The organism is Klebsiella quasipneumoniae subsp. quasipneumoniae, from assembly GCF_020525925.1.
GTDB classification, from domain to species: domain Bacteria; phylum Pseudomonadota; class Gammaproteobacteria; order Enterobacterales; family Enterobacteriaceae; genus Klebsiella; species Klebsiella quasipneumoniae.
The window spans coordinates 4153267-4165904 of the sequence record NZ_CP084876.1; the positions used below are offsets into that span (position 1 = coordinate 4153267).

Genomic DNA, 12638 nt, shown 5'->3' on the forward strand with positions numbered 1-12638 from the left:
AGGGAACGACCATGCAGGCTATTCTTAGTTTCTTAACGGAAATATTCAGTCAACCCGCTTTTTTAATGGGGCTTATCGCCTTCGTTGGCTTAGTGGCGCTGCGCTCCCCCGGCAACAAACTCCTTACCGGCACATTAAAGCCGATTTTAGGCTATTTGATGTTGAGCGCTGGCGCAGGCGTTATCGTTGCCAATCTCAACCCGTTGGGCGGCATTATCGAAGCGGGATTTAATATCCGCGGCGTTATTCCGAACAATGAAGCCATTGTCTCCGTCGCCCAGAAGATGCTGGGCGTGGAAACCATGAGTATTTTGCTGTTGGGCTTTATTTTCAATCTGATCATTGCCCGCTGCACAAAATATAAATATATCTTTCTCACCGGTCATCACTCATTCTTTCTCGCCTGCCTGTTCTCCGCCGTCCTGCAGGCGGCGGAGTTCCAGGGCTGGATGTTGATCCTGATCGGCGGATTCCTGCTGGGCTCATGGTCGGCCATCTCCCCCGCCATTGGCCAGCGTTACACCAGGCAGGTGACCGAGGACGGCGGGATCGCCATGGGCCATTTCGGCTCTCTGGGCTACTACCTCTCGGCGTGGATCGCCAGTCGGACCGGTAATCCGGCAAACTCCTTCGCCGATACCGAAATCTCAGAGAAATGGGGTTTTCTGCGCGATACCACCGTCACCACCGGTATCGTGATGTTTGTTATCTACTTTATCTGCAGCGCTGTCGCCGGGTCGGCGTACCTGAGCACCATCACCGACCAGAACATGCTGATCTTCTCCGTGCTGACCGGTCTGCAGTTCGCCGTTGGCGTAGCCATTGTCTACAACGGCGTGCGCTTGATCCTGGGCGATCTGGTGCCGGCATTCCAGGGCATCAGCCAGAAACTGATCCCGGACTCCATCCCGGCCGTTGACTGCGCGGTGTTCTTTACCTTTAGCCCCACCGCGGTGGTGGTGGGATTCATCAGCTCCTTTGTGGGCGGGCTGGTCGGGATGCTCATGCTCGGCGGACTGGGCATGGCGCTGATTATTCCCGGCATGGTGCCGCACTTCTTCTGCGGCGGTACCTCCGGGGTCTTTGCCGACAAGCTGGGCGGTAAGCGCGGTTGTATCATCGCCGCCTTTATCGGCGGGATCTTCCTGGCCTTCCTGCCGGCGATGCTGCTGCCGGCGCTCGGCAACCTCGGGTTTGAAAACAGTACCTTCGCCGATTTCGACTTCGCGGTGTGGGGCATCATTATCGGTAACGCGTTTACCCAGTTTGGCCAGGTCACTATCTACCTGATTTGTCTGGCGCTGCTCGTCGCGCTGCTGGCGCCTTTCTGCTTCCGTCAGGTACGGGTGGTGGGCAACACGCTCAGCTATGAGGAGCTTATCGCCAAGCAGAAAAATGAATAAGCGAGGTCATTTTTCCCGGCGGGACGGTCAAGCTTCCCGCCGCTGACAAATAATCAGGAGTGGTTATGGCTATTTTGTCCATTGGATTTGCTTGTTTCGATCAGTTTTTCTTTCTCAATGAATGGCCCCAGGAGAATACTAAAAACTTTTGTCATGATTTTATCGAAAGCGGCGGCGGCCCGGCGGCCAATGCGGCCTGGCTGCTGGGATTATGGGGGGAGGAGGTCTATTACATCGGCCATCTGCATCAGGATCTTTACGGTCAGCGCATTATCGATGAGTTTGCCGAAGCGGGCGTGGATACCAGCCAGGTGGTTTTCTCCGATGACATGATCACCCCGCTGGCCTCGGTGCTCGTCAATCGCTTAACGGGTTCGCGGACGATTATTACCCGCAAGATGCAAACACCGCCTTCCCTGACCTACGATCAAAAGCTCAAACTGGACGACCTCGCCGAGCGGCTGATTGCCGCCGAGGAGCCAGTCACTATTTTAATTGACGGCCATGAGGCGGAAATCAGTGAATATTTAATTAAGAAACTGCCCAACGCCAGAGTCGTGATGGACGGTGGGTCACTGCGTGCCAGCAATATTAAACTGGCGGCCTGGACCGACTATTTTGTGGTGAGCGAACATTTTGCCCGCGACTATATGAGCTATCGCTCGCTGAGCACCGAAGCAGAAATTAAAGCGGCGCTGATTGAGCTGAATAAAATTTGCCGCGGCGAGGCATTTATTACCCTTGGCGAAAAAGGCTGCGCTTTTTTAAAAAGCGGTATGCTGCAGATCGTTCCTTCCTGGCTGTGCAATGCCGTGGATACCACCGGAGCCGGGGATGTATTTCACGGCGCCTTCACCTATGGCGTCCACTACTCATGGCACATAGATAATATTATTTTATTTGCCAGCCTCACCGCCGCCATTTCTATTGAGAAAAAAGGGGTACGGGAATCTATGCCGGACCTGGCGGTCGTCCACCACTCGTTAAATAGCTACGAGAGAAACTTAAAGCAATATTTTGAAGAATAACTGTATTTAATAAATATCAAGAGGTGAATATGTTAGTGTCGATGAAGGACATGCTTCAGCATGCCCTGAGGGACGGCTACGCCGTCGGTCAGTTCAACATTAATAATCTGGAGTGGGTTGGCGCCGTATTAAGCACCGCCCAGCAGTGCCGCTCACCGGTTATTTTGGGCGTGTCCGGCGGCACGGTTAAGCATATGCTCGGGTTAAAATGTATTCATGACATCGTGGTTAACGCCATGGAGTATTTACATATTGATGTTCCGGTGGCGCTGCATCTGGATCATGGCACCACCCGGGAGGCCTGCGAAGCGGCGATCGCCGCCGGCTTCAGTTCCATTATGTTTGATGGCTCGCATCTGCCGTTCAGGGAAAACCTGGCCATTACCCGCCATCTGGTGACGCTGGCGCACAGCAAAGGTATCTCCGTGGAGGCCGAACTGGGGACTATCGCCGGTAGCGAAGACGGCATTGTCAATTCCGAAGTCATCTATGCCGATCCGCAGGAGTGCTACACCCTGGTGACAGAAACCCAGGTGGACTGCCTCGCCGCCGCGCTGGGCTCCACCCATGGCCTGTATAAAGGCAAAGCCAGGCTGGGATTTAGCGAGATGAAAGCCATTGCCGAGCGGGTGAAGGTTCCGCTGGTGCTGCATGGCGGCACCGGTATTGCCGATGAGGATATGCGCCGGGCGATTGCCTGCGGCACCGCCAAGATTAACGTTAATACCGAAAATATGTACGCCTGGTGCCAGCAGGTGAAGGCGATCTTCGCTGCCGATACCGGGCACGATGTGAACGATCCGCGGAAAGTGATCGCCCAGGGGCTGCAGCCGGTACGCGAGATGATTGCCCGCCGCATGGCGCTATTTGGCTCACAGCAGCGCTATTGATGCGTGAAAGGTGGCTGAGACCTCCGCCCCTGAGCTACCGGGGCGGAGGCGTCAGGCATCAGAAGGCAAAGCAGGAGCAGCCCAGCACGCCCCAGAAGGCCTGCTCGTCGGAGACCGGGATCGACGATTTCCGCGCGATATCATGCTGATGGCCATGAACGCCGCAGCTCCCGCAGCACTGGTGCATCTGCACGATCGCGCCGATTTTAGCCGCCGCCGGCGGAGCGGAACGGTAATGGCCCGGGACCTTCACCACCGGCGACCACTCCGGCAGCACCGGAATGGGCGGCGGCGCCAGCGGCGAGAAGTGACCGGCGGCATACACCACTTTGCCGTCAACCACCGTCAGCACCGACTCAATGCCTTTGATCTCCTCTTCCGCGACGCTGAAATAGTCCTTCGACAGCACCACCAGATCGGCAAGCTGACCGGCGGCCAGACGGCCCTTTTTCCCCTGCTCGCTGGAGAACCAGGCGCTGCCCGCCGTCCACAGCTCCAGCGCGACATCGCGCGGCAGCCGGTTGTTATCGTCATACATCGCCATCCCGCCGACGGTGCGCCCGGAGACCAGCCAGTACAGCGCGGTCCACGGGTTATAGCTGGCGACGCGGGTGGCATCGGTCCCCAACCCTACCGGTACGTCCAGCTCCAGCATTTTCGCCACCGGCGGCGTATGTTTCACCGCCTCTTTGCCGTAGCGATCGACAAAATATTCGCCCTGGAAGGCCATCCGGTGCTGCACCGCAATGCCGCCCCCCAGCGCCTTCACCCGCTCAATGTTGCGCTCGGTAATGGTCTCGGCATGGTCGAAGAACCAGTGCAGGCCATTAAACGGAATGTCGCGGTTCACCTTCTCAAACACGTCCAGCATCCGGCTGATGGACTCGTCGTAGGTGGCATGCAGGCGGAACGGCCAGCGATGTTCCACCAGGTGGCGCACCACCCGCTCCAGCTCATCCTCCATGCCTTGCGGCAGATCCGGCCGCGGCTGCAGGAAATCTTCAAAATCCGCCGCCGAAAACACCAGCATCTCGCCGGCGCCGTTGGCGCGATAGAAGTCGGTCCCCTGCCCCGGCTTCAGCATGTCGGTCCAGCGTTCGAAGTCCTCCAGCTCCTGCTTCGGCCGCTGGGTAAACAGGTTGTAGGCGATGCGCACGGTCATTTGCTCTTTCGCGTGCAGCTGTTCGATAATTTCGTAATCTTCCGGGTAGTTCTGGAAACCGCCCCCGGCGTCGATGGCGCTGGTCAGCCCCAGCCGGTTCAGCTCGCGCATAAACTGGCGGGTGGAGTTCACCTGCAGATCCAGCGGCAGCTTCGGCCCTTTGGCCAGGGTGGCGTAGAGGATCATGGCGTTTGGTTTGGCGATCAGCATCCCGGTCGGGTTGCCGTGGCTATCGCGGACGATCTCGCCGCCCGCCGGATCCGGCGTCTCTTTGGTATATCCCACAGCTTTCAGCGCCGCGCGGTTCAGCAGCGCGCGATCGTAGAGATGCAGCACAAACACCGGCGTATCGGGCGCCGCGTCGTTTAGCTCTTCCAGGGTCGGCATCCGTCGTTCGGCGAACTGGAATTCGCTCCAGCCGCCGACCACCCGCACCCACTGCGGGGAGGGTGTGCGATCCGCTTGCTCCTTGAGCATTCGCAGCGCATCGGCCAGCGAGGGCACCCCCTCCCAGCGGAGCTCAAGGTTGTAGTTCAACCCACCACGGATCAGGTGCAGGTGAGAATCGTTGAGGCCCGGGATCACCGTATGCCCTTTGAGATCGACGATCTGCGTCCCCTCGGCGGCAAAGCTCATGATCCGATCGTGGCTTCCGGTGGCAACAATTTTTCCGTCGGCGATGGCCACGGCTTCCGCCAGCGGATTCGCGCGATCGAGGGTATGAATCTGGCCGTGGGTCAGAATCAGTGTGGCAGTTTGCGACATAACGCACTCCTTGGGGAGGCTGACTCAGTTTTTCTTCAACCAGCCAGCAAACAGGCGGGTCACGATGGGCATCCAGAACCAGACCACCAGCGCAACCACGCAGGCATCATTGATCAGGTGCAGCAGCAGGCTCCCCTTAAGCGACGGCAACAGCATGCCGGTCACCGCCGGCACCAGGTTGGTGCTGGGGAAAATCACCAGCAGGGTGATCAGAAACTGTTTCCAGCGCCGCGGCTGGCGCACATTCGCCACCGGCGGGGTAAACCAGAAGGCCGGTTCGGTCCGCACCTCCGTCCGATCGCCCTCCGTCAGCAGCGGGGCAATCTCCGCCACCAGCTGACGACGGGTTTCCGACTGCGTCCAGGCGTAGAGATGCTCCAGGGTGTCGAAGCGGATAATCACGCTCCACAGATTCTGCCCTGCGGCGGGCCGGATCACATTCGCCCCGAGATGGCCGGGAAATTCAGCCGCGATGGGCATGATTTTGCCGAGCCACTCTTCGTAGCGCTGGCCGTGTTGCGGATCGAGCAGATGGCTGATGACCAGGGTCACCGATTTTTGCTGCGCCATAAAGAGTTCCTTGCTTCAGGGGAATGGCAGGATTGCTCCTGCCATTAGCGATAAATGGCTCTGCACAACATCATTCATGCTGCGTCGGGGCGGACAAACGCAGCCAACAAAGAGGCAGCTTGAAGGATGAAGTGAGTTACGCTTTACGCTCTGGCGCGCCGTGCACCATGGTATAAGCGTAATCCACGCCCATCCCGTAGGCGCCGCTGTGTTCGCGCACCAGGTCCATGACCGCATCGTAAGTCGCTTTGCGCGACCAGTCGCGCTGGTACTCCAGCAACACCTGCTGCCAGGTCACCGGCACCGCACCCGCCTGCACCATCCGGTCAATAGAACGCTCATGGGCGTCGACAGAGGTACCGCCGGAGGTATCGGTGACCACATACACTTCGTAGCCCGCCTCCAGGGCCATCAGCGCCGGAAACGTCAGGCAAACTTCGGTCCACAGAGCGGAGATCACCAGCTTTTTACGGCCGGTCGCTTTCACCGCCGCGACGAAGGCATCGTCTTCCCAGGAGTTCATTGAAGTACGCTCAATCGGCTTGACGTCAGGATGCACGGCCAATAATTCCGGCCAGATATAACCGCTGAAGCTTTTGGTCTCTACGGAAGTGTAAATCACCGGTACATTAAAAATTTTGCCAGCTTTGGCCAGCGCCACGGTGTTATTTTTGAGGGTCTGGCGATCGATATTCGCCACGCCAAATGACATCTGTGGTTGATGATCAATAAAGATAAGGGCGGAATTAGTGGGATCGAGCAGTTCACGAATAGACATTAAATACCTTCTTAATCAATGAGTTAAAAAGATGACATGATGGTTAATGCGTCGTGTAGATCCTGACTGATAAAGCATGGTGAGTATAGCCAGTTATTTCTAACAAGTTATTAAAGTTTTTTTGTGACTTATATTTTGTCGGCGGTGAGTATTGACTCACGCCATCTTTCATCAAATTTTTACGTCAAACTGTTCTGATTTATTCACTGGCATTGATTATTGCGCTTAGGTACAACAAAGGAAAATAAATTAATGGAAACCCCTGATGCGCGTAAACTTTGATGTTCTGATGATCCTTGATGCGCTGGACCGACACGGATCCTTCGCCACCGCCGCGGAGTCGCTGTATAAAACCCCCGCCGCGCTGAGCTATATGATCCAGAAGCTGGAGAACGATCTGGACATTGTCTTATTGGATCGCTCCGGTCACCGGGCGAAGTTTACCGATACCGGGCGATTGATGCTCGAGAAAGGACGCCAGCTGTTGAGCGCCGCCAGAGATCTGGAAAAGCAGGCCCAGCAGCTAAGCGCCGGCTGGGAGCGAGAGCTGGCGATCGCCCTCGACGCCTCGTTTCCCTTTTCAGCCCTGCTGCCGCTGATCGCCGAGTTCTACGCGCAAAACCCGCAGACGCGGCTGAACTTCAGTCATCACACCCTCGCCGGTTCGTGGGAAGAGCTGACCCACCATGGCGCGGATATTATCCTCGGCGCCATCAATGAGCCGCCTACCTCCGCCGAGTGGTCATGGCAAACCCTCGGCGCGCTGGATAACATTTTCGTGGTCGCCCCAGCCCACCCGCTGGCCGGCGCGGAAGCGCCGCTCAGCAATAAGCAGCTCAGCCAGCACCGGGCGGTAGTGATCCGCGACAGCGCCCGCTATTGCCATCCGCTGAACAGCAACCTGCTTGATGAACAACCGCAAATCGGCGTCGATGATTTCGCCAGCAAAGTCGAACTGCTGTGCGCCGGGCTGGGCTGCGGCTTTCTGCCGCGTCATATCGCCCGCCCGTGGCTGGAAAAAGGCTGTCTGGTGGAGAAAAGCGTCGCCTGCTGGCGGGAAAAAGATATCACCTACATGGCCTGGCGCAGCGGGAATGACGGGCTGGCTCAGCGCTGGTGGCGGGAGGCGCTCCTCCGCGACGACCTGCTGAGCCAGCTCTATCGTTAACGGCCGGACCAGACGCAGGCGGAGATAGCCGGGAGGGTCAGCACCCCGTCATGGAAGACGCCAGCGCCTTCCTGCAGCGTCCAGGCCCCCACGTCCAGCAGCGGCGAATCCTCGATAACCACCTCGCAGGCTTCGCCGCGGTTAATCGCCACCAGCACCCGCTGCTGTTTATAAACGCGGACAAACACCACCACGTTATCCTCGGCGTAAATCACCTGGCAGCCGCCGTAGCGCAGCGCCTGCTGGGCTTTACGCAGTTTCGCCATCCGCTGATACAGCGCCAGCAGCTGGGTATCCTGCAGCGCCGGATCCCACGGGAACGGTTTACGGCAGAACGGATCGTTATTGCCATCCACGCCCACCTCGTCGCCGTAGTAGATGCACGGTACCCCCGGCCAGCTGAACAGCCACACCACCGCCAGCGGCAGGCGCGCTACGTCTTTGCCAAGGAGAGATTTAAAACGCGCCGTATCATGGCTGTCGAGCTGATTGAACATCCGTAGCTGCTGCTGATGCGACAGCCCGGCGCGATAATTATCCATCCACGCCATACAGGTCTGGGCGTCTATCTTCTGCGGATCGTAAGAGATATCGGTATTGGCAAGGAATCCCCAGATCGGGAAGGTGAAGCCGCGGTAGTTCATTGCCGAATCTTCGGCATCCGCCTGTAGCCACTGGCGCGCGTCGCCAAAATGTTCTCCAAAGACAAAGGCTTCCGGCTGCGTTTGCTTCGCCGCCTGGGTGATGCCGGCGATATGCCGCAGGTTATTTCGCGCCCCGCCGCCTTCGCCGAGCATATGCACCACGTCCAGACGCCAGCCGTCCATGCTCCACGGCGCCTTCAGCCAGTGGCGTACGATGCTGTCCTCGCCGGCATAGATCTCGTTGACCAGGCTGGTCGACCGATAGTCGAGCTTCGGCAGACTGGCATAACCCAGCCAGTTGTGCGCCTGCCCCTCCCCGGAGAAGGTAAACCAGTCGCGCCACGGGGAGTCCGGATGATGGCCGGCGCCGCCGCTGCCCTGCTGGTGACGGTCGAACCAGGGATGGGAATCGCCGGTATGGTTGAACACGCCGTCGAGGATCATGCGCATTCCCGCCCGCTGGGTGTTATGGCGCAAGCGGAGCAGCGCCGCGTCGCCGCCAAACTGCGGATCGACGCGCCGATAATCCTCCGTGTCATATTTATGCACGCTGGGGGCGGCGAAGACCGGGTTCAGATACAGGGCGGTCACGCCGAGCTGCTTCAGGTACGGCAGTTTTTCGCTGATGCCGTCGAGATCGCCGCCGTAGAACGTCGAACCGCCCGCCTCGCCGGTAAGCGGTTCGTCCCACGCCTTGCGCACAATCTCCCGTCCCGCCGCGTGATGGTAATAGACCGCGTCCTGTTCGCCGTCACGCGCAGCGCTGCGGGCAAAGCGATCGGGGAAAATCTGATAGAAAACCTGATCGGCCACCCACTGCGGGCCAGCGTCCGGCAGGTCGACGGCGAACTGCTCCAGCCTGGCCGGCGGGAAACGGCTGAAGCCCTGCGGCGTAAACCAGCGCTGATGGTCGGCCCACAGCAGCTTAAAGCTGTAGCGGCGGCGCGGCTGACCGCTGGCGAGATGGATTTCACCGCGCCATGCCACCACCCCCGGCCTCGGCGCCTGGCGGAGGCGCTGCATCGGCAGCGACAGCTCTTCGTTATCTTCTTCCGCGCGCAGCGTGATCCGCTGCGGCAGCGACTCACCGCTTAGCCACAGGGTAATAAACAGTCGGTCCTGTTGCACCTTGATAAAGGGTGCAACCGGAAGGTGCCATGCCTTCAACATCGTGAATCCTCATTGTGCAGAATGGGCACACCTTGCCATAGCCGTCAGGCGCAGAACTCATCGTCACAGGATTTTTTGGGGGAGGATAACGGGGGAGGACGCGGGTCGGCAAGCCGCCCCGGTCGCGCGATGCTGACCGGGGCGATGTCGATTACTGAGCCTGCGCCAGGCGGCGATCGCGACGGGTCTTAAAGACCCAGCCCAGCAGCAGCAGCGCAATCCACGCCATACCGACATACAACGAAATGCGGGTGTCCGGATGATAGCCGATCAGGGCGATAATAAACGCCAGGAACACCAGGCCGACAACCGTGGTCGCCACCCCGCCGGGGACTTTGAATTTCAGGGCCTTGACCTCCTCCGGCGACAGACGGCGGCGGAAGGCAATCTGCGACAGCAGGATCATAATCCACACCCACACGGTGGCGAAAGTGGCCAGCGAGGCGATCACCAGGAAGACGTTTTCCGGCATGATGTAATTGAGGTATACCGCAAACAGCAGCGCAATGGTCATCACCATCACCGTCACCCACGGAATACCGCGACGCGAGGTTTTGGCGAACACCTTCGGCGCGCTCCCCTGCTCGGCCATGCCGTGCAGCATACGGCCCACGCCGAACACGTCGGAGTTAATCGCCGACAGCGAGGCCGTCAGGACCACGAAGTTAAGAATGCTGGCCGCGAAGGTAATGCCCAGATGCTGGAAGGTCAGGACAAAGGGGCTGCCGTCGGTACCCACCTGGTTCCACGGATAGATAGACATAATGACGAACAGCGTGCCGACATAGAACACCAGAATGCGCATCGGCACCGAGTTGATGGCGCGTGGAATGGATTTCTCCGGATCTTTCGCCTCACCGGCGGTAATGCCGATGATTTCGATACCGCCGTAGGCGAACATCACCATCTGCAGCGACATCACCATTCCCAGCCAACCGTTGCTGAAGAAGCCGCCGTTGCTCCACAGATTATGAATCCCCGTCGGCTGGCCGCCGTTGCCGATCCCCCAGATAATGATGCCGAACCCGGCGAGGATCATGATGATGATGGTGGCCACTTTGAAGAACGAGAACCAGAACTCCAGCTCGCCAAATACCTTGACGCTCATCAGGTTGACGGCGCAGATGATCAGCACCACGCTGAGCACCCAGATCCAGTGCGGCACCGTCGGGAACCAGACGCCCATGTAGATCCCGAAGGCGGTGACGTCGGCGATGGCGACAATCAGGATTTCAAAGCAGTAGGTCCAGCCGGTGATATACCCCGCCAGTCCGCCGAGGTTTTCCTGGGCATAGCGGGAGAATGAGCTGGCGGAAGGGTTATGCACCGACATCTCACCGAGCGCGCGCATAATGATATATGCTGCGACGCCGCCGATAATGTAGGCCAACAGAACGCTGGGTCCGGCCATTTTAATCGCGTCGGCTGAACCGTAAAAAAGCCCGGTGCCGATGGCGGAACCCAGGGCCATAAAGCGAATGTGCCGGGTGCTTAGCCCGCGCTTAAGCTTGTTACTACTTTCCATCGTGGTTTTTCAATGCCGTTTAACACAAAAAATAAAAAACCACGGAACCCGAAGTCCCGTGGTTAAACGCTTGTCCTCAACGCCGGTTAGTGCGCGCTGGAGGTCACCTGACGTCCGGCGGCACGGTCCCAGATCACCGCGAGAATTGCCATCACGGCGGTCGGCATCAGCCAGGCCAGGCCCTGCTCCGCCAGCGGCAGACGCGCGGTCCAGGCCGGCAGGATAGCGGCAAACGCCGATGACTTAATCCCGTCAATGATACCAAACATCAGACTGATAAACATGGCCGGCGCGATAACACGGGACGAATTATGCCACCAACTGCGGGTAAAGCTTAATACAACCAGTGCGATACACGGCGGGTAGATAGCGGTCAGCACCGGAATCGACACCTGAATCAGGTGGCTCAGACCGAGGTTGGAGACCGCCATCGAGAACAGGCCGAGGATAAAGACCAGCGTGCGATAGGAGAACGGCAGATACTGGGCAAAGAATTCGGCGCAGGCGCAGGTCAGGCCCACCGCCGTCACCAGGCAGGCGATGAAGATCAGCGCCGCCAGCAGGAAGCTGCCCGCCCCGCCGAAGGTATGCTGCACGTAGGCGTGGAGGATCGCCGCGCCGTTAGCGGACTGGTCCACGAGGGTGGCGCTATCCGAGCCCAGACGGAACAGCGCCAGATACAGCAGGGTCAGACCGACGCCTGCCATCAGGCCCGCCCAGACGGTGTAGCGGGTCAACAGACGCGCTTCGCTGACGCCGCGGGAGCGTGCGGCATTAACAATCACGATCCCGAACACCATCGCGCCGAGGGTGTCCATGGTCAGGTAGCCGTTGACGAAGCCATTGGAGAATGGCGCGGTACGATACGCTTCCAGCGCGTCGCTGATCGGGCCTGCCGGCCAGACAATAGCGGCGACCGCCAGCACAATCAGGGCGATAATTTTCAGCGGCGCCAGGAAGTTGCCCACCGTATCCAGCAGTTTGCCCGGATAGAGCGAGACCAGGATCACCAGCGCGAAGTAGATAACGCTGTAGATCAGCAGCGGCAGCGGGCCATCGCCGGTCAGCGGCGCAATCCCGACTTCAAAAGAGACGGTCGCGGTGCGCGGGGTCGCGAACAGCGGTCCCACCGCGAGATAACACACCACCGCCAGCAGGATACCAGCCACTTTACCAATCGGGGTGCTCAGGCTTTCAACGCCGCCGCCGACTTTCGCCAGCGCCACCACCGTCAGCACCGGCAGACCCACCGCGGTGATCAGGAAGCCGATCGCCGCCGTCCAGACGTGCTCGCCCGCCTGTAAGCCAACCATCGGCGGGAAAATAATGTTGCCTGCGCCAACGAACAACGCGAAGGTCATAAAGCCCAACGCTATGATGTCGCGAGATTTTAACTGATGGGTCATAAATTCATTACTGCCTGTGGATGTGGTGTTGTAAAAAAATGGAAAAATACCGCGCTACCCTCTCAGGGACGATACAGCGGCGATTGCCGGTAAACTCAGCGAGATATGCTCCCGAAGCGGCGTGGGAAA

At 58.8% G+C, this 12638-nt stretch carries 10 protein-coding genes; 4 read left to right on the top strand and 6 right to left on the bottom strand.

Annotated elements, in window-relative coordinates:
• Positions 1-11 precede the first annotated feature (11 nt).
• The 3 genes from LGM20_RS20050 (at position 12) to fba (ending at position 3321) form a co-directional block, all read left to right on the top strand.
• Entirely contained in the window at positions 12-1403 is a 1392-nt protein-coding gene (locus LGM20_RS20050; RefSeq protein WP_044521232.1) for a PTS ascorbate transporter subunit IIC, read from the top strand.
• 65 nt (positions 1404-1468) lie between these two features.
• Positions 1469-2431: a carbohydrate kinase family protein gene (locus LGM20_RS20055; RefSeq protein ID WP_032453579.1), complete on the top strand. Its 963-nt coding sequence runs from the start codon at positions 1469-1471 to the stop codon at positions 2429-2431.
• A gap of 35 nt (positions 2432-2466) precedes the next feature.
• Positions 2467-3321 carry a class II fructose-1,6-bisphosphate aldolase gene (gene fba, locus LGM20_RS20060; protein WP_072199152.1) on the top strand — a complete coding sequence of 285 codons (855 nt, stop codon included), beginning with the start codon at positions 2467-2469 and terminating at the stop codon, positions 3319-3321.
• Between the two features lie 58 nt (positions 3322-3379).
• On the opposite strand, the gene LGM20_RS20065 is transcribed toward fba, so the two are convergent.
• From LGM20_RS20065 to LGM20_RS20075, 3 genes are all read right to left on the bottom strand, one after another.
• Positions 3380-5248 (bottom strand): amidohydrolase, encoded by a 1869-nt coding sequence (locus tag LGM20_RS20065; RefSeq protein ID WP_044521231.1) that lies wholly within the window; start codon positions 5246-5248, stop codon positions 3380-3382.
• Positions 5249-5272: 24 nt separating this feature from the next.
• Complete coding sequence (locus LGM20_RS20070) at positions 5273-5818, bottom strand: antibiotic biosynthesis monooxygenase (RefSeq protein WP_023288586.1); 546 nt, start codon at positions 5816-5818, stop codon at positions 5273-5275.
• Between the two features lie 136 nt (positions 5819-5954).
• Positions 5955-6596: a hydrolase gene (locus tag LGM20_RS20075; protein ID WP_002890357.1), complete on the bottom strand. Its 642-nt coding sequence runs from the start codon at positions 6594-6596 to the stop codon at positions 5955-5957.
• Between the two features lie 265 nt (positions 6597-6861).
• Here LGM20_RS20075 and LGM20_RS20080 point away from each other — a divergent pair, with 265 nt between their 5' ends.
• Positions 6862-7764 carry a LysR substrate-binding domain-containing protein gene (locus LGM20_RS20080; protein ID WP_044521230.1) on the top strand — a complete coding sequence of 301 codons (903 nt, stop codon included), beginning with the start codon at positions 6862-6864 and terminating at the stop codon, positions 7762-7764.
• On the opposite strand, the gene malZ is transcribed toward LGM20_RS20080, so the two are convergent.
• The 3 genes from malZ to brnQ all read right to left on the bottom strand — a co-directional run bounded on the left by malZ (position 7761) and on the right by brnQ (position 12509).
• Entirely contained in the window at positions 7761-9578 is a 1818-nt protein-coding gene (malZ, locus tag LGM20_RS20085; protein WP_044521227.1) for a maltodextrin glucosidase, read from the bottom strand. The genes LGM20_RS20080 and malZ overlap by 4 nt on opposite strands.
• 151 nt (positions 9579-9729) lie before the next feature.
• Complete coding sequence (gene proY, locus LGM20_RS20090; protein WP_044521225.1) at positions 9730-11103, bottom strand: proline-specific permease ProY; 1374 nt, start codon at positions 11101-11103, stop codon at positions 9730-9732.
• Between the two features lie 86 nt (positions 11104-11189).
• On the bottom strand, positions 11190-12509 hold the full coding sequence (gene brnQ / locus LGM20_RS20095) for a branched-chain amino acid transporter carrier protein BrnQ (RefSeq protein ID WP_023288582.1): 1320 nt from the start codon (positions 12507-12509) through the stop codon (positions 11190-11192).
• Between the last annotated feature and the right edge of the window lie 129 nt (positions 12510-12638).

Excerpts from the sequence above, each read along its gene's own strand:
- LGM20_RS20050 (WP_044521232.1), top strand. The coding sequence starts at position 12 with ATGCAGGCTATTCTTAGTTTCTTAACGGAAATATTCAGTCAACCCGCT.
- LGM20_RS20055 (WP_032453579.1), top strand. The coding sequence starts at position 1,469 with ATGGCTATTTTGTCCATTGGATTTGCTTGTTTCGATCAGTTTTTCTTT.
- LGM20_RS20065 (WP_044521231.1), bottom strand. The coding sequence starts at position 5,248 with ATGTCGCAAACTGCCACACTGATTCTGACCCACGGCCAGATTCATACC.
- LGM20_RS20070 (WP_023288586.1), bottom strand. The coding sequence starts at position 5,818 with ATGGCGCAGCAAAAATCGGTGACCCTGGTCATCAGCCATCTGCTCGAT.
- LGM20_RS20075 (WP_002890357.1), bottom strand. The coding sequence starts at position 6,596 with ATGTCTATTCGTGAACTGCTCGATCCCACTAATTCCGCCCTTATCTTT.
- LGM20_RS20080 (WP_044521230.1), top strand. The coding sequence starts at position 6,862 with ATGCGCGTAAACTTTGATGTTCTGATGATCCTTGATGCGCTGGACCGA.
- malZ (WP_044521227.1), bottom strand. The coding sequence starts at position 9,578 with ATGTTGAAGGCATGGCACCTTCCGGTTGCACCCTTTATCAAGGTGCAA.
- proY (WP_044521225.1), bottom strand. The coding sequence starts at position 11,103 with ATGGAAAGTAGTAACAAGCTTAAGCGCGGGCTAAGCACCCGGCACATT.
- brnQ (WP_023288582.1), bottom strand. The coding sequence starts at position 12,509 with ATGACCCATCAGTTAAAATCTCGCGACATCATAGCGTTGGGCTTTATG.